Origin of the sequence: Rahnella sp. RFA10(1/100), assembly GCF_004195115.1 — a bacterium.
Lineage (GTDB): Bacteria > Pseudomonadota > Gammaproteobacteria > Enterobacterales > Enterobacteriaceae > Rahnella > Rahnella perminowiae.
Genome location: NZ_SEWR01000001.1, coordinates 697,067 through 716,225 on the forward strand (window position 1 = coordinate 697,067; position 19,159 = coordinate 716,225).

General features: G+C 51.8%; 19 protein-coding genes. 7 read left to right on the plus strand and 12 right to left on the minus strand.

What is annotated here, in order from left to right; genetic code table 11:
• From potG to nfsA, 5 genes are all read right to left on the minus strand, one after another.
• Positions 1-1,134 (minus strand): putrescine ABC transporter ATP-binding subunit PotG, encoded by a 1,134-nt coding sequence (gene potG / locus ETV65_RS03010; protein WP_129951510.1) that lies wholly within the window; start codon positions 1,132-1,134, stop codon positions 1-3.
• A gap of 266 nt (positions 1,135-1,400) precedes the next feature.
• Positions 1,401-2,510, minus strand: coding sequence for a spermidine/putrescine ABC transporter substrate-binding protein PotF (gene potF / locus ETV65_RS03015; RefSeq protein WP_129951511.1), 1,110 nt, complete (start codon positions 2,508-2,510; stop codon positions 1,401-1,403).
• 429 nt (positions 2,511-2,939) lie between these two features.
• On the minus strand, positions 2,940-3,422 hold the full coding sequence (locus ETV65_RS03020) for a YbjN domain-containing protein (RefSeq protein ID WP_129951512.1): 483 nt from the start codon (positions 3,420-3,422) through the stop codon (positions 2,940-2,942).
• A gap of 147 nt (positions 3,423-3,569) precedes the next feature.
• Positions 3,570-4,472 (minus strand): 30S ribosomal protein S6--L-glutamate ligase, encoded by a 903-nt coding sequence (gene rimK, locus ETV65_RS03025; RefSeq protein WP_129951513.1) that lies wholly within the window; start codon positions 4,470-4,472, stop codon positions 3,570-3,572.
• An 18-nt stretch (positions 4,473-4,490) separates the two neighbouring features.
• Entirely contained in the window at positions 4,491-5,213 is a 723-nt protein-coding gene (nfsA, locus tag ETV65_RS03030) for an oxygen-insensitive NADPH nitroreductase (protein ID WP_129951514.1), read from the minus strand.
• 285 nt (positions 5,214-5,498) lie between these two features.
• On the opposite strand from nfsA, the gene ETV65_RS03035 reads away from it, so the two are divergent.
• On the plus strand, positions 5,499-5,765 hold the full coding sequence (locus ETV65_RS03035) for a GrxA family glutaredoxin (protein WP_013575818.1): 267 nt from the start codon (positions 5,499-5,501) through the stop codon (positions 5,763-5,765).
• A 68-nt stretch (positions 5,766-5,833) separates the two neighbouring features.
• On the opposite strand, the gene ybjM is transcribed toward ETV65_RS03035, so the two are convergent.
• A complete protein-coding gene (gene ybjM / locus ETV65_RS03040; protein WP_240782802.1) occupies positions 5,834-6,253 on the minus strand; it encodes an inner membrane protein YbjM in 420 nt (139 codons plus the stop codon).
• A 277-nt stretch (positions 6,254-6,530) separates the two neighbouring features.
• Here ybjM and ETV65_RS03045 point away from each other — a divergent pair, with 277 nt between their 5' ends.
• On the plus strand, positions 6,531-8,213 hold the full coding sequence (locus tag ETV65_RS03045; RefSeq protein ID WP_129951515.1) for an aspartate:alanine antiporter: 1,683 nt from the start codon (positions 6,531-6,533) through the stop codon (positions 8,211-8,213).
• Between the two features lie 215 nt (positions 8,214-8,428).
• Here the strand turns inward: ETV65_RS03045 and ETV65_RS03050 are convergent, their stop codons facing one another.
• The 3 genes from ETV65_RS03050 to ETV65_RS03060 all read right to left on the minus strand — a co-directional run bounded on the left by ETV65_RS03050 (position 8,429) and on the right by ETV65_RS03060 (position 9,790).
• Positions 8,429-8,794, minus strand: a complete 366-nt coding sequence (locus ETV65_RS03050) for a bleomycin resistance protein (RefSeq protein ID WP_129952121.1) — start codon at positions 8,792-8,794, stop codon at positions 8,429-8,431.
• 200 nt (positions 8,795-8,994) lie between these two features.
• Entirely contained in the window at positions 8,995-9,282 is a 288-nt protein-coding gene (locus ETV65_RS03055) for a hypothetical protein (RefSeq protein ID WP_129951516.1), read from the minus strand.
• Positions 9,275-9,790: a GNAT family N-acetyltransferase gene (locus tag ETV65_RS03060; protein ID WP_129951517.1), complete on the minus strand. Its 516-nt coding sequence runs from the start codon at positions 9,788-9,790 to the stop codon at positions 9,275-9,277. The genes ETV65_RS03055 and ETV65_RS03060 overlap by 8 nt, the downstream gene beginning before the upstream one ends.
• 270 nt (positions 9,791-10,060) lie before the next feature.
• Here ETV65_RS03060 and ybjG point away from each other — a divergent pair, with 270 nt between their 5' ends.
• Positions 10,061-10,666: an undecaprenyl-diphosphate phosphatase gene (gene ybjG, locus ETV65_RS03065; RefSeq protein ID WP_129951518.1), complete on the plus strand. Its 606-nt coding sequence runs from the start codon at positions 10,061-10,063 to the stop codon at positions 10,664-10,666.
• A 69-nt stretch (positions 10,667-10,735) separates the two neighbouring features.
• Here the strand turns inward: ybjG and ETV65_RS03070 are convergent, their stop codons facing one another.
• Complete coding sequence (locus tag ETV65_RS03070) at positions 10,736-11,947, minus strand: serine hydrolase (protein ID WP_129951519.1); 1,212 nt, start codon at positions 11,945-11,947, stop codon at positions 10,736-10,738.
• A gap of 307 nt (positions 11,948-12,254) precedes the next feature.
• On the opposite strand from ETV65_RS03070, the gene ETV65_RS03075 reads away from it, so the two are divergent.
• Complete coding sequence (locus ETV65_RS03075) at positions 12,255-12,596, plus strand: GlpM family protein (protein WP_129951520.1); 342 nt, start codon at positions 12,255-12,257, stop codon at positions 12,594-12,596.
• 140 nt (positions 12,597-12,736) lie between these two features.
• On the opposite strand, the gene ETV65_RS03080 is transcribed toward ETV65_RS03075, so the two are convergent.
• Positions 12,737-13,660, minus strand: a complete 924-nt coding sequence (locus ETV65_RS03080) for a LysR family transcriptional regulator (protein ID WP_129951521.1) — start codon at positions 13,658-13,660, stop codon at positions 12,737-12,739.
• A gap of 156 nt (positions 13,661-13,816) precedes the next feature.
• Here ETV65_RS03080 and ETV65_RS03085 point away from each other — a divergent pair, with 156 nt between their 5' ends.
• Entirely contained in the window at positions 13,817-15,238 is a 1,422-nt protein-coding gene (locus ETV65_RS03085; RefSeq protein WP_129951522.1) for a M20 family metallopeptidase, read from the plus strand.
• A complete protein-coding gene (locus ETV65_RS03090; protein ID WP_129951523.1) occupies positions 15,235-16,518 on the plus strand; it encodes an MFS transporter in 1,284 nt (427 codons plus the stop codon). Before ETV65_RS03085 ends, ETV65_RS03090 begins: the two co-directional genes overlap by 4 nt.
• A gap of 56 nt (positions 16,519-16,574) precedes the next feature.
• On the opposite strand, the gene ETV65_RS03095 is transcribed toward ETV65_RS03090, so the two are convergent.
• A complete protein-coding gene (locus tag ETV65_RS03095) occupies positions 16,575-17,741 on the minus strand; it encodes a PQQ-dependent sugar dehydrogenase (protein ID WP_129951524.1) in 1,167 nt (388 codons plus the stop codon).
• 315 nt (positions 17,742-18,056) lie between these two features.
• Here ETV65_RS03095 and ETV65_RS03100 point away from each other — a divergent pair, with 315 nt between their 5' ends.
• Positions 18,057-19,130, plus strand: a complete 1,074-nt coding sequence (locus tag ETV65_RS03100) for a sugar ABC transporter substrate-binding protein (RefSeq protein ID WP_129951525.1) — start codon at positions 18,057-18,059, stop codon at positions 19,128-19,130.
• Positions 19,131-19,159: the final 29 nt, after the last annotated feature.

Genomic DNA, 19,159 nt, shown 5'->3' on the forward strand with positions numbered 1-19,159 from the left:
TCAGACAGTCAGCACGACACAACTGTCGGCTTCCCAGCACAGGCGCACTTCGTCGCCCCAGGTTGGCATACCTTTGCGGAAACGGTGACCGTTCTGCAACTGCGCAGTGATCATCTGCCCGCTATGCAACCTGACGTGATAAATCGACAGGTCGCCCAGATAGGCAATGTTCACCACTTCGCCAACCGCAAAATTACAACCATCCTGCGGGACTTCTTCACACAGCATGATTTTTTCCGGGCGGAGCGCGACATACACCGGCACGCCGTCCACGACGGAAACATCCGGATCGACTTTCAGCGGATGCAACAGGCCGGGAGACGTCAGCAGCAGTGCATCGTCCAGACGCTCTTTCAGCACGCCTTCAAACACATTCACTGAGCCGATAAATTCGGCGCTGAACCTGCTGGTCGGGTGCTCATAAATTTCTTCCGGCTCGCCGATTTGCACAAATTTGCCACGGTTCATGATGGCGATCCGCCCCGCCATGGTCATCGCTTCTTCCTGATCGTGAGTCACCATCACGCAGGTCGCACCGACACGCTCAAGAATATCCACGACTTCCAGCTGCATACGGTCACGTAACTTTTTATCCAGGGCACCCATCGGCTCATCCAGCAGCAATAATTTTGGCCGTTTAGCCAGACTGCGAGCCAGCGCCACGCGCTGACGCTGGCCGCCGGAAAGCTGGTGCGGTTTACGTTTGGCGTATTCCTGCATATGCACCAGGGTCAGCATTTCCGCCACACGGCTTTTGATTTCCGCAGACGGCAGTTTGTCCTGCTTCAGGCCGAACGCAATGTTTTGTTCCACGGTCATGTGCGGGAACAGCGCGTAGGACTGAAACATCATATTGATCGGGCGCTGATAGGGCGGAACCTGGGAAAGATCGATGCCATCAAGCACGATTTGTCCCTGCGTGGGCGTCTCGAAACCCGCCAACATGCGTAACAATGTCGATTTCCCACAACCGGACGCGCCGAGCAGTGCGAAAATCTCGCCTTTGTATATGGTCAGACTGACATCATCGACGGCGGCCTGGCCTTCAAACGATTTGGTCAGATTGCGGATTTCCAGCAAAGGCGTAAAGCCTTTCTGGGACTTAGGCTGCGGGCGGGGGATAGCGTCGTTCACTCAGAGAAATCTCCGGTATCAGAATAAAGCAGTTCAAATAAGCATAACAGTCAGGGGGAAAAGTGCCTGATCTGTATGCCCAAAATACAGCCGGAAACAAACGTCAGCGGCCCCGCCATCAATAAGCGGAGCCGCGTTAGCGATACTCAAAATCATTCTGGTTGCATCAAGGCGGCAAGTGAGCAAGTCCCCGGGAGCTGACTCAAGTCAGTGACCGGGGCGCGTTCACGCAGCCAACACAGAGGCAGCCTGAAGGATGAAGAGTATTATTTGCCGGTTTTGACCTTGGTCCACGAACGGGTGATCACACGGTCAATCTTCGGATCCTGAACTTTCAGGGTGAAGAGTTTCGCCTGAACATCAGCCGGTGGGTAAATGCCCGGGTTATTACGCACATCTGCGTTCACCAGTGGCGTCGCGGCTTTGTTTCCGCTGGCGTAGTAAACGGTGTTACTGATTTGCGCGATAACTTTCGGTTCCATCAGGTAATTCAGGAACTGATAGGCTTCATCCAGATTTTTAGCATCCGCCGGGATAGCAAATACATCGAAGAAGGCCAGCGCCCCTTCTTTCGGAATGCTGTACGCCACGTTTACGCCATTTTTCGCTTCTTTGGCGCGGTTAGACGCCTGCATCACATCACCGGCCCAGCCGATTGCCACACAAATGTCGCCGTTGGCCAGATCGTTAATGTACTGAGAAGAATGGAAATAACGGATATTCGGACGCAGTTTCAGCAGCAGATCGTTCGCCGCACCGGTGTAATCGGATGCTTTGGTGCTGTTCGGATCCAGATGCAGATAATTCAGGACGGTTGCGTAGATTTCCGCCGGCGCATCGAGGAATGAAACGCCGCAGCTTTTTAGTTTTTCAAGGTTTTCAGGTTTGAGCACCAAATCCCAGCTGTCTACCGGGGCATCTTTACCCAGAACGGCTTTGACTTTATCGACGTTATAGCCGATACCGGTCGTCGCCCACAGATAAGGGATCGCGTATTTATTACCCGGATCATGCTGCGCCACCATTTTCAGCAGTTCAGGATCCATATTTTTGTAATTAGGCAGTTTGCTTTTATCCAGAGGCTGGAACACGCCGGCAGCCAGCTGACGTTCGAGGAAACTGGCCGATGGCACCACCAGATCGAAACCGGTACTGCCTGCCATGAGTTTGCCTTCCAGCACTTCGTTGGAATCAAACACGTCGTAAACCACTTTAATGCCGGTTTCCTTCTGGAAATCAGGCACGGTATTTGGCGCGATATAATCGGACCAGTTATAGATATGCAGCGTTTTTTCATCCGCAGACGCTGTGACGGACGCAGCCATAACCAGGCCGGCGACAACACCCGATAACCACTTTTTACGCAGGGTGAACATCCGTTACTACCTCCAAGACAGGGAATATAAAATTGAATTTGTATCATTGAGACTGATACAAAACCCTTCACACAACTGCCAGCCGACCCCCATGAAATATGCATAGGAATTCAACGTTGGCGCATACGCTGCCTGCGAATTAACCGTTTGGTTTTACGACGTAATCACGCTTGATGCAGAGTCAGAAGCATAGCGCCTGCAACCCCTGTGTACCAGCCTCCTGAGACAAAACCGGCGTTTATCGATTAATTATGCAGATTTAGTCTATACCGTCTGGCATTTTGCCTTTTAACAAAGTGAAATATCCGGCAACAACCACACAAATGCAGCATAACTTATGGCGAAAGCGGATAAAGGCAGCGGAGCCGCAATAAGCACGGCTCGCAGGAAAGGATCTTCAGAGGGGAAACAATGTCAGGAAAGAGAAAATTAATGCAACAAAGGCAGACTCACGGAAGTGACCGGCGTGCCTTCTTCTTCATCACCAAGGAACAGCAGATCATTGGCATGAGCTTCGAGAATAATCATCGACATCTGCTCTTCAGCCTGTTGCAGGAAGAAAGCAAACTGTTCTTCCGTCACACCCACCGCAATGGTCAGTGACTGGCAAACAATCAGTTTTGGCAGATTATCATCCTGAATATCCACGAATGCTTTAATGGTCAGTGAACTGGCATTAATCGAGCTCAGATCGGCAACCAACGGGATCAGCGCCGTCGGTTTGACTTCAGCCAGTGCAGAAAACAAAATCACATTATCTACGATATCGAGTTTGGCATCAAAAATGCCGTCAAAATTCTGCATATGCGGCAAATGGAGAGCCTGACAGGAATCACACTCGAAAAAAGAGATGCCCAACTGATCCAGCCAGCGCCGTAGCTGCGCTAAATCAGGGACGATGAGCGAATCCATAAAATGCCTCACGAGTTCAACACAACGAAAAAAACAACCCCTTCGTAACGTCAACGGCATTACGAAGGGGTCATAGCTTACGGAATATTGCCGGTTAGCGCTACGATCATTACCGGGTTGATGCTCATTAACGCGATGAAATAAGAATTACCCGCCGGATTTCAGACGAAATCCCGGTCGCGCCCTTTGCTCAATGTAGTCAATCATCATACCGGCGATATCCAGACCGGTGGTGGCTTCAATCCCTTCCAGCCCCGGCGAGGCATTCACTTCCATCACCAGCGGCCCGCGGTTTGAGCGTAAAATATCAACACCGGCCACGTCCAGCCCCAGAGTCTGCGCGGCTTTAACAGCAATATCTTTCTCCTGCGGCGTAATTTTGACATTGGTGGCCGTTCCGCCGCGATGCAGGTTCGAGCGAAAATCACCCGGCTTAGCCTGACGCTCAATCGCCCCTACTACTTTTTTGCCCACCACCAGACAACGAATATCGCGCCCTTCTGCTTCACGAATATATTCCTGAACCAGAATATGCGCGTTCAGACCGCGAAATGCATCGATGACACTTTCCGCCGCCTGCCGGGTTTCTGCCAGCACGACACCAATCCCCTGCGTACCTTCAACCAGCTTCACCACCAGCGGCGCACCACCGACCAGCGCAATCAAATCGGCAGTGTCATCCGGTGCATTGGCAAAACCGGTCGTTGGCAGATCAATCCCTTCGCGCGCCAGAATCTGCATGGAACGCAATTTATCGCGCGCCCGGGTGATCGCCACTGATTCATTAAGCGGAAAACTGCCCAGCATTTCAAACTGGCGCAGCACTGCCGTGCCATAAAAGGTGATCGCCGATCCAATTCTGGGGATAACAGCATGGTATTTATCCAGCTGATGCCCGCGATAATGCACGCTGGGCGCAGCGGGATTGATATTCATGTAGCAGGACAGCGGATCGATAATGTCGATTTCATGTCCGCGTGCTTGCGCCGCTTCCTTCAGGCGCTTACACGAATACAACGACCCGTCACGGGAAAGAATTGCAATTTTCATCCGACACTCCGTCGCCGTTTAGCGTGTTGCCCAACCTTGCCTGTGCAGTGCGTCCAGCATAAACGGACGCTGTTCCTTTTTGAGGGTACGAATAATCAAATCACTCCAGGTATCGCGTCGCGCATTGCTGTCGCGTTGCAGATAATACGCCGATAAAGCCTCGTCATATTGCGCCAGTTGCTCTTTATCTACCGGGTGATAGCTGTTTTCATGCACCAGCAAAGACTGCGGCATACGCGGCTTAACCTGATGATCCTGCGCGGGTGTTCCGATACAAAGACCAAACAAAGGCATTACAAATTTTGGCAGTTTCAGCAAATTCACGACATCTTCCACCTGGTTACGGATACCGCCGATAAACACGCCGCCAAGCCCCAGGGATTCAGCAGCGATCATGGCATTCTGCGCCATCAGCGCGGTATCTACACAGCCTAATAGTAACTGTTCAGCCAGGCCGAGTTCAGCCTCGGGATTGATCTGCAAATTACGATTGAAATCGGCGCAGAAAACCCAAAATTCAGCCGCGCTGGCGACGTATTTCTGCCCGCCGGTGTACTGCACCAGAACCTCACGCATCGCAGGATCGGTAACGCGGATAATGGAATAACATTGCAGAAAGCTTGAAGTCGAAGCAGCCTGCGCGGCGGCAATAATGGCTTCGCGTTGCTCGTCCGAGACCGGCTGATGAGTAAACGCACGGATGGAGCGGTGCGAGCGCAGAAGATCGATGGTCGGCGTCATTAAAAAATTCCTGAACGGGCGGTAAATGAAAAAGGTTTTATCAATCATTCATGCTGTGAGCACGGTTTGCAAGGCTTGCAGTATGAATTGATGCAACAATGTGTGGTGACCAGAAATCACTGCCGGTTCATTCAGATAGGTCAAAGGTATCGGACTGACAGGTAATTCCTGCTTTTTTTTATGATCTGCAACAGGCATAGTATCGACATCAAAAAGGTGATGTGGATAACAAAAAACAAACATTTCCTTTTCATTTATCTCGTTGGCATTAACAAAGGAGTCTCCATGTTTGCAGTAATTTTCGGACGTCCTGGCTGTCCTTATTGTGTACGCGCAAAGGAGTTGGCTGAAAAACTGACTGAAGAGCGTGATGATTTCAACTTCCGCTACATCGATATCCACGCGGAAGGCATCACTAAAGCCGACCTTGAAAAAACCGTGGGTAAACCGGTTGAAACCGTTCCGCAGATTTTCCTCGATCAGAAACACATCGGCGGCTGCACTGATTTCGAAGCCTATGCCAAAGAGCATCTGGCACTGTTCAGTAACTGAACTGAAAAATAAAGACATACACACAGCAAAAAGGCGCTCACTGAGCGCCTTTTTTATGGTTTCAGGTTTCAGTCATGCCTGAACTGCCGGTAAACAACCACCAGCAACTGAACCAGCATGGCGCCCAAAACGCACCAGAATATTGCGCTGGTGGCATACGCCAGTTCCTGAAACAGCGGACGAACGCGTGGATAAAAAGCCATACGCAATAAGAAACACACAGGGACAGAAGCCAGACCACCAATAAAAGACGAAAATATCGCCGAATCACGGGAAATCAGAGCGGTAATCACCCCCGGCAGCAGAAATAATAACAGACCATATTCTGGACCGGGCGCGACACTTATAACAATTACCCAACCATTTTTTAATAAAATAAATATAATTAAGAAAATTATGCAACAAATTACAGCCGCAAATACGTTTCGCCAAAGGGCCATTTTCTTCCTCCTTAAAGTTGGCGAGATTTCACAGGTTAACTGCAGCACCAATGTGTTCTTTATTACCTGTCAGAGCCTTCTGGCTCATTTCCCTGACGTGCCACGCACTCCCGCGAAACACAAAAAAAGCTTTCAGAATATTTATACGGGCTTTTCTCTGGCTGAACCGGCGTTCTATGACTAAAATGACGCCCGAAACCCACTTTTCCACGCCACTGACATCGGCGACAGAGGGTGTGAGTTTGAGTAGGAATATACCGTTTCTGAATTTATCCTTTACATTCTCCTATATCAAGAATTTGTTGGTAAACAATAAGTTATCCTTGTGAATATAAACGTCGCTAGTTTGTTAAACGGGAATTACATCCTGTTATTATTTGTAGTTTTAGCACTCGGTCTGTGCCTGGGGAAAATTCGTCTGGGTTCCGTTCAGCTCGGAAATTCTATTGGCGTATTAGTGGTTTCGCTGCTTTTGGGTCAGCAGCATTTCAGTATCAATACTGAAGCGCTCAACCTGGGCTTTATGCTGTTTATTTTTTGCGTAGGCGTCGAAGCAGGGCCAAACTTTTTTTCCATTTTCTTCCGTGATGGCAAAAATTATTTCATGCTGGCACTGGTGATGGTTGGCAGCGCCATGTTACTGGCCCTCGGACTCGGACGCGTATTCGGCTGGGACATCGGCCTCACCGCCGGTATGCTCGCCGGGTCGATGACGTCAACCCCGGTTCTGGTGGGTGCCGGAGATACACTGCGTAATACCATGGGCGGCAACAAACTGCTTGGTCCTGAACTGGATAACCTGAGCCTCGGCTACGCCCTGACCTATCTCATCGGTCTGGTCAGCCTGATTTTCGGCGCTCGTTATCTGCCAAAGCTGCAACATCAGGATCTGCCCACCAGCGCCCAGCAAATCGCGCGCGAGCGTGGCCTGGATACCGACAGTAAACGTAAAGTCTATCTGCCGGTGATCCGCGCCTATCGCGTCGGACAAGAACTGGTCGCCTGGGCAGATGGCAAAAACCTGCGCGAACTGGGGATCTATCGCCAGACGGGTTGTTACATCGAGCGTATCCGCCGTAACGGTATTCTGGCGACTCCGGATGGCGACGCGGTATTACAGGTGGGCGACGAGATCTCACTGGTCGGCTATCCGGACGCACATTCACGCCTCGATCCGAGTTTTCGTAACGGCAAGGAAGTTTTTGACCGCGACCTGCTCGATATGCGCATCGTGACCGAAGAAGTGGTGGTTAAGAATAACCACGCGGTCGGCAAGCGTCTGAGTCAGCTGAACCTCACCGATCAGGGCTGTTTCCTTAACCGCGTGATCCGCAGCCAGATTGAAATGCCTATTGACGACAGTATCGTGCTGAATAAAGGCGATGTGTTGCAGGTCAGCGGCGATGCAAAACGGGTGAAAAGCGTGGCTGAGCGTATCGGGTTTATCTCGGTACACAGTCAGCTCACCGATTTGCTGGCCTTCTGCGCCTTCTTTATTGTCGGCCTGATGATCGGTCTCATCACTTTCCAGTTCAAAAACTTCAGCTTCGGCATCGGTAACGCTGCCGGATTATTGTTCGCCGGGATCATGCTCGGCTTCCTGCGTGCTAATCACCCTACTTTCGGTTATATCCCGCAGGGCGCGCTGAACATGGTGAAAGAGTTTGGCCTGATGGTCTTTATGGCGGGTGTCGGCTTAAGCGCAGGCGCGGGTATCAATAACGGTCTTGGCGCGGTAGGCGGTCAGATGCTCATTTCCGGCCTGATTGTCAGCCTGGTGCCGGTGGTGATTTGCTTTATCTTCGGGGCATACGTTTTACGCATGAACCGCGCTTTGCTGTTCGGAGCCATTATGGGCGCACGTACCTGCGCCCCGGCAATGGAGATCATCAGCGACACGGCACGCAGTAACATTCCGGCACTCGGTTATGCAGGAACTTATGCCATTGCTAACGTATTACTGACGCTCGCCGGTACGTTGATCGTTATCATCTGGCCGGGGGCATGACGTAACCTGTTGAACAATAATGTGGCAAAAAAAAATCAATCCCTTTTTTAAATTTTTGCCACATCATACGAACTTTTAACGTTAGCCAGAGTCTTAATTAGTGCCACTGCTTTTCTTTGAAGTCCCCAAATTTGGAGAGCCCGTCAATCCCGCCTGTTTAGGTTCAAGATTGCCGGGTTTTTTCTTTTCTGCTTTACAAAACAAACCTTTACTGCTTATTTCTCGTTTTCAATCACCCGCACCAGCGTTCCGTCGATGTCGATCATCGCGCCCATTCTCAGCCCGGATGGCTGCATGGTTGGCAGGTGGATACGCGGATGAGCGGTGTCGTCCTGCCCTATTCCGGCAGCAATTAAAGCATCAAAAAAATCACCGGCATTATCGACACGCAGACAGCAACTGAACCAGCTGGTGAGCGGATCAACGTCCGTATGCAGGAAAAACTCCAGCGTAATCGTGCCGCGGGCCATGATCAGCCAGCCGTCATCAACATACGTCGTGGTGAATCCAAAACTGCTATAAAAACGCTGGGTTTTTTCGAAATCACGTGAAGGAAGATTGGGTGTGGCGTAATCCGTCATCCTGGCCTCAGTGGTGTGTTGAATGTCACGCCATGATGCCTGAGCAAAAAGGATGAGGAAAGAGAAGGTCTTAACTATGTCATTCCCTGCCAACAGGCAGGGAATCAGACACATGAGACGCGGAGCTCCGGAATTAAAGGGGCATGGCGTTTTTATCAGAACGGATACATCAGACCGGTAGCAACCTTGTCCTCGGGTTATTACATGATCCGCTCGAGATGTTGGCCTTTTCCCCCCAGACGTCCGTCGGTCTGATTCCATTCCTTCTCGTACGCCTGATAAGCAAATATAAAGGCCTGATGACCGTCTTCAAATAACTGATCGGGGCGTTTATGCCAGCCGGAATAAGCATCGTAGCGTAAAATCTCATAGCCGCCCGCAACCGGATGTAAAAGGTAGGTGTAGTGTTCACAAAATTCCGGTGCATAAGGAATATCTTCCCCCGCTTCCAGTGTGATAAACAAACCGCCGAGGCGTAATTTAATCATTGATATCCTTTTTCATGATCCACAACCTGGTGGTTTGGGTGGCGGTCACATAAGCCGTCTCAGCGACACAATGCATCCCCTGACGCTGATAAAAGCCGATAGCAGGCAGATTACTTTGCAATACGTCCAGCCAGAGAACGGGCTGATGATGATTTTTTGCCACGCGTTCAGCGAAAGCGAAAACGTCCGTCCCCAGGCCGCGCGAACGGTTCTCTGGCGTGAAATACAGTTTGCATAACTTCGCCCCCCGGCCTTCTGCACCATCCGGCGACACATTAAAATGCAGCTTAGCGAAACCGATGGCCTCCCCCTTATCCTGCGCAACCAGCCAGCAATAATCATGGCTTTTAAGGCTACGGGCTATCACCTCATCACCAAAATCTTCCGCCAGGAAAGCATCCAGCTCTTCATCGTTTTGCCATAAACCACCAAAATAATGGCGATACGTTTCCCGCCCCAGATGCTGCAACAGGCGTAAATCGCCCAATCTAGCTTCACGAATCTCCATTATGACACCTTTTGTGAAATCATTCGTTACATCTGCCTGTTGTCCCGCAACAGGGTAAGACAGCCGGCTTAAGGCTTCCTTAAGTTCTTCTCTTTACACTCTATTTCATCGTGAAACTATACCGTTATTCAATGAAAGCGGATATTCAGACGATGCACCCTTTACCTGCCGGACAGCACAAATTAACGTATTTGAAATTTTTTTGTGCTGTCAGCGCTTTGCCGGATTCTTTTGATGGCTATTTTGGCCTGTATAACTGAGGGTAGTATTATGGAGCAACTAAATCATTTGGTTTTTCTATGGATTAACGCGACACCGGCTTCACCGAAAGCGCTGATTCACCTTGCTACTTTTCTGGCCAATGACCTGATTATGATTGTCCCCCTGTTGATTATCGGCTTGTGGCTGTGGGGTCATCAGGAACGTATCGGTCAGCAGCGTGAGATGATCAGCAAGACAGCTATTGCGCTCCTTTTTGCGATGACAACGGCTAAAACGTTTTCTATGTTATTTCCGCATGCCCGTCCTTTTGTGGAAGGTGTTGGTTATAACTTCCTGCATCATTCACCGGACGACTCCTTCCCGAGTGATCACGGCACGGCCAGTTTCACCTTCGCACTGGCCTTTCTGTTCTGGCACCGACTCTGGTCAGGCGCGTTACTGATGGTAACCGCCTTATCGATCGCCTGGTCACGCATTTACCTTGGCGTGCACTGGCCGCTGGATATGGTGGGCGGGTTCCTGGTCGGTATGCTGGGTTGTCTGTTCGCGCAACTGGTGTGGAATTTGTTCGGCGAACCGATTAACGCGCTGATGTGTAAGGTTTACCGTTTCGGTTTTGCGTTCCCGATTAAAAAAGGATGGGTTCAGCACTGATCGGCTCCCCCGTTCAAAGCAAAAAAAAACGAGGCCACCTGCGCCTCGTTTTTTTATGTCGGCAGATGATTATTTACCGAAGATGCTGCCCCACAACCCACTGATTTTCATCATCACAAAGTCCCAGATACGGCCAATAAAACCGGTTTCTTTCACTTCCTGCAATGCCACCAGAGGACGCTGTTCGATAACCTTGCCGTCCAGACTGAAATCGACCGTACCGACCACCTGATTTTTCGCCAGCGGTGCCTCAAGCTGCGCATTAGTCAGATGGAAGCTGGCCTTGAGATTTTTCAGCTGGCCTTTCGGCATTGTCAGCGAGGCATTTTCAGCCACGCCGAGCGGCACCATTTTCTCATCGCCAAACCAGACGCGCTGACTGGTAAAGGCATCGCCCGCTTTAATCGGCGTGAGTGTTTCGTAGAAACGGAACCCCCAGGTCAGCAGGCTTTCGCTTTCGTTGAAACGGATCCGGTCACTTGGTGCGCCCATCACCACGGCAATTAAACGCATGCCGGTAGAATCGCTGGCAGACGAAACCAGATTGTAACCCGCACCTGATGTGTATCCGGTTTTGATGCCGTCAACGTTCAGGCTGGAACTCCACAACAGGCGGTTGCGGTTAATCTGCTTGATATGATTGAAGGTGAATTCTTTTTCTTTGTGCAGTGCATATTCATCCGGCGTATCGCGGATAAGCGCCTGCGACAACAGGGCCATGTCAGTGGCGGAGGTATATTGTCCGTCAGCATCCAGTCCGTGAACGGTTTTGAAATGCGTGTTTTGCAGCTTCAGTTGCTCAGCATAGCGATTCATCAGGTTGACGAATGAATCCTGGCTACCCGCCACAAAATCGGCCAGCGCAATACTGGCATCGTTACCTGACTGGATCACGATACCTTTGTTAAGCTCAGAAACCGGTACATGATCGCCCGGTTTGAGGAACATCAGGGAGGAGCCGCGCAGCACCGGGTTGCCGGTTGCCCAGGCATCATTACCGACGGAGACCAGATCATCAGATTTGATTTTGCCGGATTTGATCGCCTGTCCGACCACATAGCTGACCATGATTTTACTCAGGCTTGCCGGGTCAAGACGCGCATCGGGATTAGATTCCGTCAGGATCTTCCCGCTGTTGTAATCCATAAGCACCCAGGATTTGGCATTAATCTGAGGTGCGACCGGGGCGTTATCCGCCTGAGCGGCAGGAAGCGCCAGCAGCAAAACTCCACCGCCCAGCGCGTAAATGAAAGTCCGTTTGAATTGGGAAGAAATTGTCATAGGTATCAGCGCTTTTGTCCGGGTAATTGAAATTTATCTTATCTTTCAATCAGATTGTGCAACTCTGTCAGGTGTAGAACCTACTGCTTTCCGGGTCGGGAATAAACCTAAATAGTGTAAAGATCTTAAGAATAGTAGAAATTTCCGCTGCTTGCGCAAATCCAACTGGCGATAAAACCAGCAGTAAGCACTTGACCATTTCATTCAGATGGGACAGTTTATCTGTAAATAGCATACAAAATATCTATATCAATAAAGGGCTTATTCACCACGTTTCCCTCCGCGGCTGAACAGGTACAGGGCATCAATGACAGGTCTGTTGTTAAAAGCGCTGACTGGCGCACTGGTCGTGATTCTGATCGGCGTATTGTCTAAAACCCGCAACTATTACATTGCCGGTCTGGTTCCGCTGTTCCCCACTTTTGCCCTGTTCGCCCATTATATTGTCGGCACAGAACGCAACATTGAAGCGCTGCGCACCACCATTATTTTTGGACTGTGGGCGGTGATCCCTTACACAGCGTATCTGATTTCTTTGTATTTTTTCATCGGCTCAATGAAACTGCACTACGCCCTGTTCGGTGCTGTGGTCTGCTGGTCACTGGCAGCATGGTTACTGATAAGCCTGTGGACGCGCTTTCATGCCTGATGAAGACCGCGTGACAATATCAGTCATAAAACCCTCAGGATGTAAACTTGCATGAGGCTGTTTGCACTCCGCTGAATGACGTCTGGCACAACCTGAAGTGGTCATGCTGCACGCATTTGCAACAGATTGCATGCTGAGGGTTACAGCCGGAAATCACGGATAAAATCTTCGTTTTCACGCGTCAGTTCGTCCCGGATAAAATCAATGAACTGACGCAGTGAGGCCGGGCGTCGTTTACCGGCCGGTGACTGCAACTGCAACGTGCGCTGGCTGAGTTGCTCAATGTTGACCGGTTTAACGCGTAACCTGTCGCGGCGCGCTTTGTACATAATGGAAAAATGGCTGCATGCCGCAATCGCGCCCGGCGTCTGTACCATAAAATCGTACAGCGTGGAAAAACGGTTACAACTCACCGCAGGCTCAAGAAAAATGCCATTCATCCGGCAGGATAAATCAAACAACTGACGGATGGTGCTGCCCTGCTCGTTCATCGCCAGCGGGTACGGATGCAAATCCGTCAACTGCACCTCAGTTTCCGCCAGCGGATGATCCGGACGCATCACCATCCGCACCGGTGCGGGGAAAGACGCCAGAATATCCACACCGCGCTCCGCCGCCAGACTGAACTGCAACGCCAGATCCACTTCGCCGTTGTGGATCATCTCTGACACTTCTACCGCCGTGCCGACGTTGAGATAAAACATCACTCCCGGGTTGTTCAGCCGGAACTGTGAAAACAGTTGCGGCAACAAATCAAACGCCAGTCCGTCAGTGCAGGCCATACGGATCACCGTGCGGCGCACCGCGTTCAGCCCCTGAATTTCTGCAATGGCGTGCTCCATCTCCATCATGCTTTTGCGCACATGGTTTTCCAGAATCTGTCCGGCATCGTTGAGCACCATACCCCGGGCATGGCGCTCAAACAGCGGTGCGCCGATACGTTCTTCAAGGCGCTGGATCTGGCGACTGATGGCAGAGACGGCGACAAATAATTGCCTGCTCGCCGCACTCAGCGAACCGGTATTTGCCACCACCAGGAAATAGCGAATTTCCGTACTTTGCATAACCGTCTTGCCTCATAACTGTGCAAACCAGCATTACAATAAAAGCAACGCTAAGTTGCAATTATTATTATTGTGGCAACGCTTGCGCAGCGCTTAGAGTGAAACTGCTAAAAAAACCAACAATAAATCCTCAAAACATTTAAAAGCAGGTTATTCATGACAGCGGAAAATATCGTAGAACAGGCATTAGCCTGGTTTGATCAGGGTGAATATAAACGAACGTTGGCACGCAGGGTGGCTATTGCCACTGAAAGCCAGAGTCAGCTGCGTGATGCAGAACTGGCGCGTTATCTGGATGAAGAGATTAAACCGGCACTTTCAGCGATGGGTTTCAGCCTGCTCAGCATTGAAAATCCTCATGCCGTCAACCGACCTTTCCTGATTGCTACACGCATCGAAGACAGCAAATTGCCTACCGTACTGAGCTATGGTCACGGCGACGTGGTGTTCGGTGACGATGAGAACTGGCGCAGTGATCTGTCGCCGTGGGTGTTGAAAGAGGAAGGCGATCGCTGGTACGGACGCGGCAGCGCCGATAACAAAGGCCAGCACAGCGTCAACATTGCGGCACTTGAACAAATCTTTAAAGCACGCGGCGGGCGCCTCGGCTTTAACTGCAAACTGCTGTTTGAAATGGGTGAGGAAATCAGCTCTCCCGGGCTGGCAGAACTTTGCCGCGACTATTATGACGAACTCAGCGCCGATATTTTTCTGGCATCCGACGGCCCGCGCCTGAGCGCTGCACGTCCGACGTTGTTTCTGGGTTCGCGCGGTGCGGTAAATTTCCGTCTGGGTATCCATGCCCGCGACAACGCCTATCACTCCGGTAACTGGGGCGGTCTGCTGACCAATCCCGGCATCCAGCTTGCCAATGCGCTGGCCTCGCTGGTGAATCAACAGGGTCAGTTACAGGTGGCAGCGCTTAAACCTCCTGCTGTCAGTGATGCAGTGCGGGAAATTCTCAGTGATGTTGAGGTCGGGGGTGACAAAAACGATCCGCAAATCGACCCGGACTGGGGCGAAGCCGGGCTGACACCCACCGAGCGTTTATATGCCTGGAATACGCTGGAAGTACTGTCATTCCTGACCGGCAATCCGCAGCGCCCGATGAACGCCATCCCCGCCAGCGCTACGGCGGTCTGTCAGTTGCGTTTTGTGGTTGGCACTGACTGGAAAAACCTGACAAAACATGTCCGTGATCATCTCCATGCGCACGGTTTCCCGCAGGTAGAAGTGGAATTTATGCGTGGTTCGCCGGCCACCCGTTTTGACCCGACCGACCCGCTGGTGGGCTGGGCGCTGGATATCATGCAGCAAGCCACCGGCAAAAAACCGGCACTGCTACCGAACCTCGGCGGTTCACTGCCCAATGACGTCTTTGCCGATATTCTCGGCCTGCCGACGTTATGGGTGCCGCATTCCTATCCGGCCTGTGGTCAGCATGGCGTCAACGAACATATGCTGCTTTCCGTCGCCCGCGAAGGGCTGGCAATCATGACCCACCTGTTATGGGACTTCGGTGAGCACGGCACCGCCCTGCTCGCTCAGCACAGTGATCATGCCGGAGGTGCCCGATGAGCCAGTTAACGGCTTCACCCAACGCAACAGGCAATGCGGCAGATAAACCGGGCCTGATGAAAACCCTTTTTGCGACCTGTATCGGTAACGCGCTGGAATGGTTTGATATCGCGATTTACGGTTTTTTCGCCAGCTATATTGCTCATGCCTATTTCCCGACATCCGACCCGACCGTTTCCCTGTTACTGACATTCGGCAGCTTCGGCGTGTCATTCCTGATCCGCCCGCTCGGTGCCATTGTACTGGGCGCTTATGCGGACAGGCACGGGCGCAAAGCCTCGTTGCTGTTATCCATTAGCCTGATGATGGCCGGCGGCCTGATCATCGTGATCACGCCGTCTTACGGCACTATCGGCATGGCGGCTCCGCTGCTGATTCTGGTGGCCCGTCTGATCCAAGGTTTTTCAGCGGGTGGCGAATTCGGCAGCTCTACGGCTTTTCTGGTCGAACACTTCCCGGAACGCAAAGCATTTATCGCCAGCTGGCAATTCGCGACACAGGGTGCGAGTACACTGCTGGCATCAGCATTCGGACTGGGCTTATCGGCAGTGCTGAGTGAAACACAACTTCAGGACTGGGGATGGCGGATCCCGTTTATCTTCGGGCTGCTGATCGGGCCGGTGGGTTTGTATATCCGCCGCCATATCCGGGAATCGGACAGTTTCAGCAAGGCCAGGAAAACCGCCTCGCCGTTGAAAGAAATCGTGCGCGCGCAAAAAGGTCTGTTCTTTACCGCGATTGGTCTGATGGTGGTCTCTACTGCCATTAACTATATGCTCAACTATGTGCCGACGTACGCGACCAAAACGCTGCATTTACCCGCGTCGGCGGGGTTCAGCGCCACGCTGGCGGCCGGGATTATCCTGACAGTAGTGACACCGGTGATGGGATTGTGGGCGGAGAAAATTGGCCGTCTGCCGCTGATGTGGGGGTCGCTTATTTTGCTGTTGCTGACCGTGTATCCGGCGTTCTGGCTGATGCTGCAACATACCTCCGCGATGTCCTTGCTGTTGCTGATAAGCTGGCTGGCACTGCTGAAATCGGTGTATTTCTCCACCGTGCCGTCGATGATGGCTGACCTGTTCCCGATCACCACCCGCGCCAGCGGCATGGCGATCAGCTACAACGTCGCCGTAACCGTGTTCGGTGGATTTGCGCCCTTCATCTGTACATTGCTGATTTCCGCCACCGGCAGCAGTCTGGCACCGGGCTACTATCTGATGATGGTGGGTTTGCTCAGCGTCTGGGCATTGTTCAGAGCGCAAAAAACCCAGCACTGAGGGATCTGACAGGCTGAATCTGAGGCGGGCTAAAATGGCCCGCCTTTTTTATTGACTTAATCCTTCAACGGCTGAGTCTGCGGTGCCACTTTCAGTAATTTGCCGTCACGATCGTCAGTCAGTACATACACAAATCCGTCAGTACCCACCTGCACTTCACGAATACGTTCCTTGCGGTCACTGAGTAAACGCTCTTCATGTGTGACTTTCTCCCCGTCGAGTGTCAGGCGGATCAGCGACTCTGACGCCAGCGCGCCGACAAACAGCGAGTTTTTCCATTGCGGGAATTTCTGCGCATTATAAAACGCCATGCCACTTAATGCCGGTGAAACTTTCCAGTAATAAATCGGATCTTCCGCGCCTGCTAACGTGGTGCCTTTGGCCTCCGGGATCGGCTGTCCGGAATAGTTGATCCCGAATGTCGCCAGCGGCCAGCCGTAGTTTTTACCGGCTTTCGGCAGATTCACTTCATCGCCGCCGCGCGGACCGTGTTCGGTTTCCCACAACGCGCCGCTCCACGGATTAACCGCCAGCCCCTGCGGATTACGATTACCGTAGGTCCAGATTTCCGGTTTCGCACGTTTGTCGTGAACAAACGGGTTGTCCTGCGGCACCCCGCCTTCCGCTGTCAGACGTAAAATTTTGCCTTGCAACTGGTTGAGATGCTGCGCGTTAATGCGCTGGTTATTGTCACCGGTGGACAGAAAAATATTGCCCTTGTCATCAAATGCAATACGCCCGCCGAGATTAATGCCGCTTTGTAAGGCCGGTTGCTGAACAAATATGACCTTAAAATCTGCCAGGGTTTTATTGTCCGCCGACAATGTGCCATAACCCAGGGCGGCATGTGGTTCACCCTTTTCTCCCGGTTGCGCAAATGTCAGATACACCCGGCGGTTACTGTCAAAATCAGGTGATAAGCGCACGTCCCACAAACCGGCCTGTCCTGCGACCCAGACGGCCGGTACACCGTTCAACGGCGCAGACAATCCTGAGTCCGGCTTCCACAGCCGCAGTTGTCCGCTGCGTTCGGTAATCAATGCCCCCTGATTATCGGGTAAAAAAGCCAAAGACCAGGGGTGATCGAGCCCCCTGGCCAGTTCCGTTACCTGTGCGCCGGCCAGCGGCGGTGGAACGGGGGATTTCGGGGCGGCACAGACGTGGGTGGTTAACATCATCGCTGTAAAAGCAGGCAGTAATGTGTCGCGCAAAGAAAATGGCATAGCGCTTCTCCCGAAGTGATTTTTGCAGGTGAAGAGGAAAACATGAGAATCACAGACAAAATTCAGTTTAGGCCATGTCCCTGATTTTGCTCAGCGGTTGCGTACGGCTATAACCTACAGGAATAACAGCGCTGCTAAATATAATAACAACAAGGCATTCCCTCTTTTGTAACATACCGGTAAACTGCCCCCACAGAATAGACGTCCAGACAGACAGACTTCTGCACATCCTCAATCTGGAAAGCCGCATTGCCTTCCCGGATTTACGCCCAAAAACACCAGAAAAAACATCGCGTCCGACGGAGCTGTTCAATAATGAAAAAAATATCCGCCTCCCTGCTGGCATTAAGCCTGTTTTCCGCTCTGCCGGCGTTCGCTGCCGGTGAAACACCCGCGCCGGTTCCTGCGGTTATTGCTCAACACAACGGTCCTGTGCGCATTGCGGTTATCCGTAATCTGGGCTCCGACGATAACACCACGCAGTTTCTGGCCGGTGCCATTAAACAGGGACGCGCGCTTGGCTTTAAAGTGGATACTTTCCTCAGTAATGGCGATGACGCGAAATTTCAGGATTTCGTTAATCAGGCTATTAGCCAGAAATACGACGGTATTATCCTGTCACAGGGGCGCGGCCCGTATTCTGAGGCGCTGGTGAAACGCATCGCGGCAGCGGGTATTGCGGTGTCCGCATTTGATACCGAAGTGCCGGAAAACATTCCTGGCGTTACGGTCACCCGCCAGGACGATGCCTCGCTGGCGAAAGCATCTGTTGGTCAGCTGGTGAAAGATTTCAACGGTAAAGCCAATATCGTCAAATTGTGGGTGGCCGGTTTCCCGCCAATGGAACGCCGCCAGAAAACCTACGAAGCGATTTTGAAAGAGAATCCGGGCATTCATCAGCTGGAATCTATCGGCGCAGTCTCTTCTGATGTGCAGGGCGATACCGCAAACAAAGTCGGTGCAATTCTCGCCAAATATCCGAAAGGGCAAATTGACGCTATCTGGGGTGCATGGGATGCCTTTAGTCAGGGCGCATATAAGGCGCTGAAAGAAAATGGCCGTACCGAGATTAAACTTTACAGCATCGATGTGTCGAACCAGGATTTACAGCTGATGCGCGAAAAAGGCAGCCCGTGGCAGATGACGGCTGCGGTGGACACACAGCTGATTGGTGCGGTTAACCTGCGAATTGTGGCACTCAAAATTGCCGGCGAGAAAACCCCGGCAACCTATGAATTCCCGGCGCAGACAATTCCGCAATCTTTGCTGCTTAGCCAGCCGGACGGCATCAACGTGACCGGACTGAGCAAAATCATTCCTGGCTGGGGTAAATCTGCAGATTTCACCGCACCGTGGTTTGCGACGCTGGAAGCCAAATACAAAAAATAATCCCCTGGACCTCCCGGAAACGGGAGGTT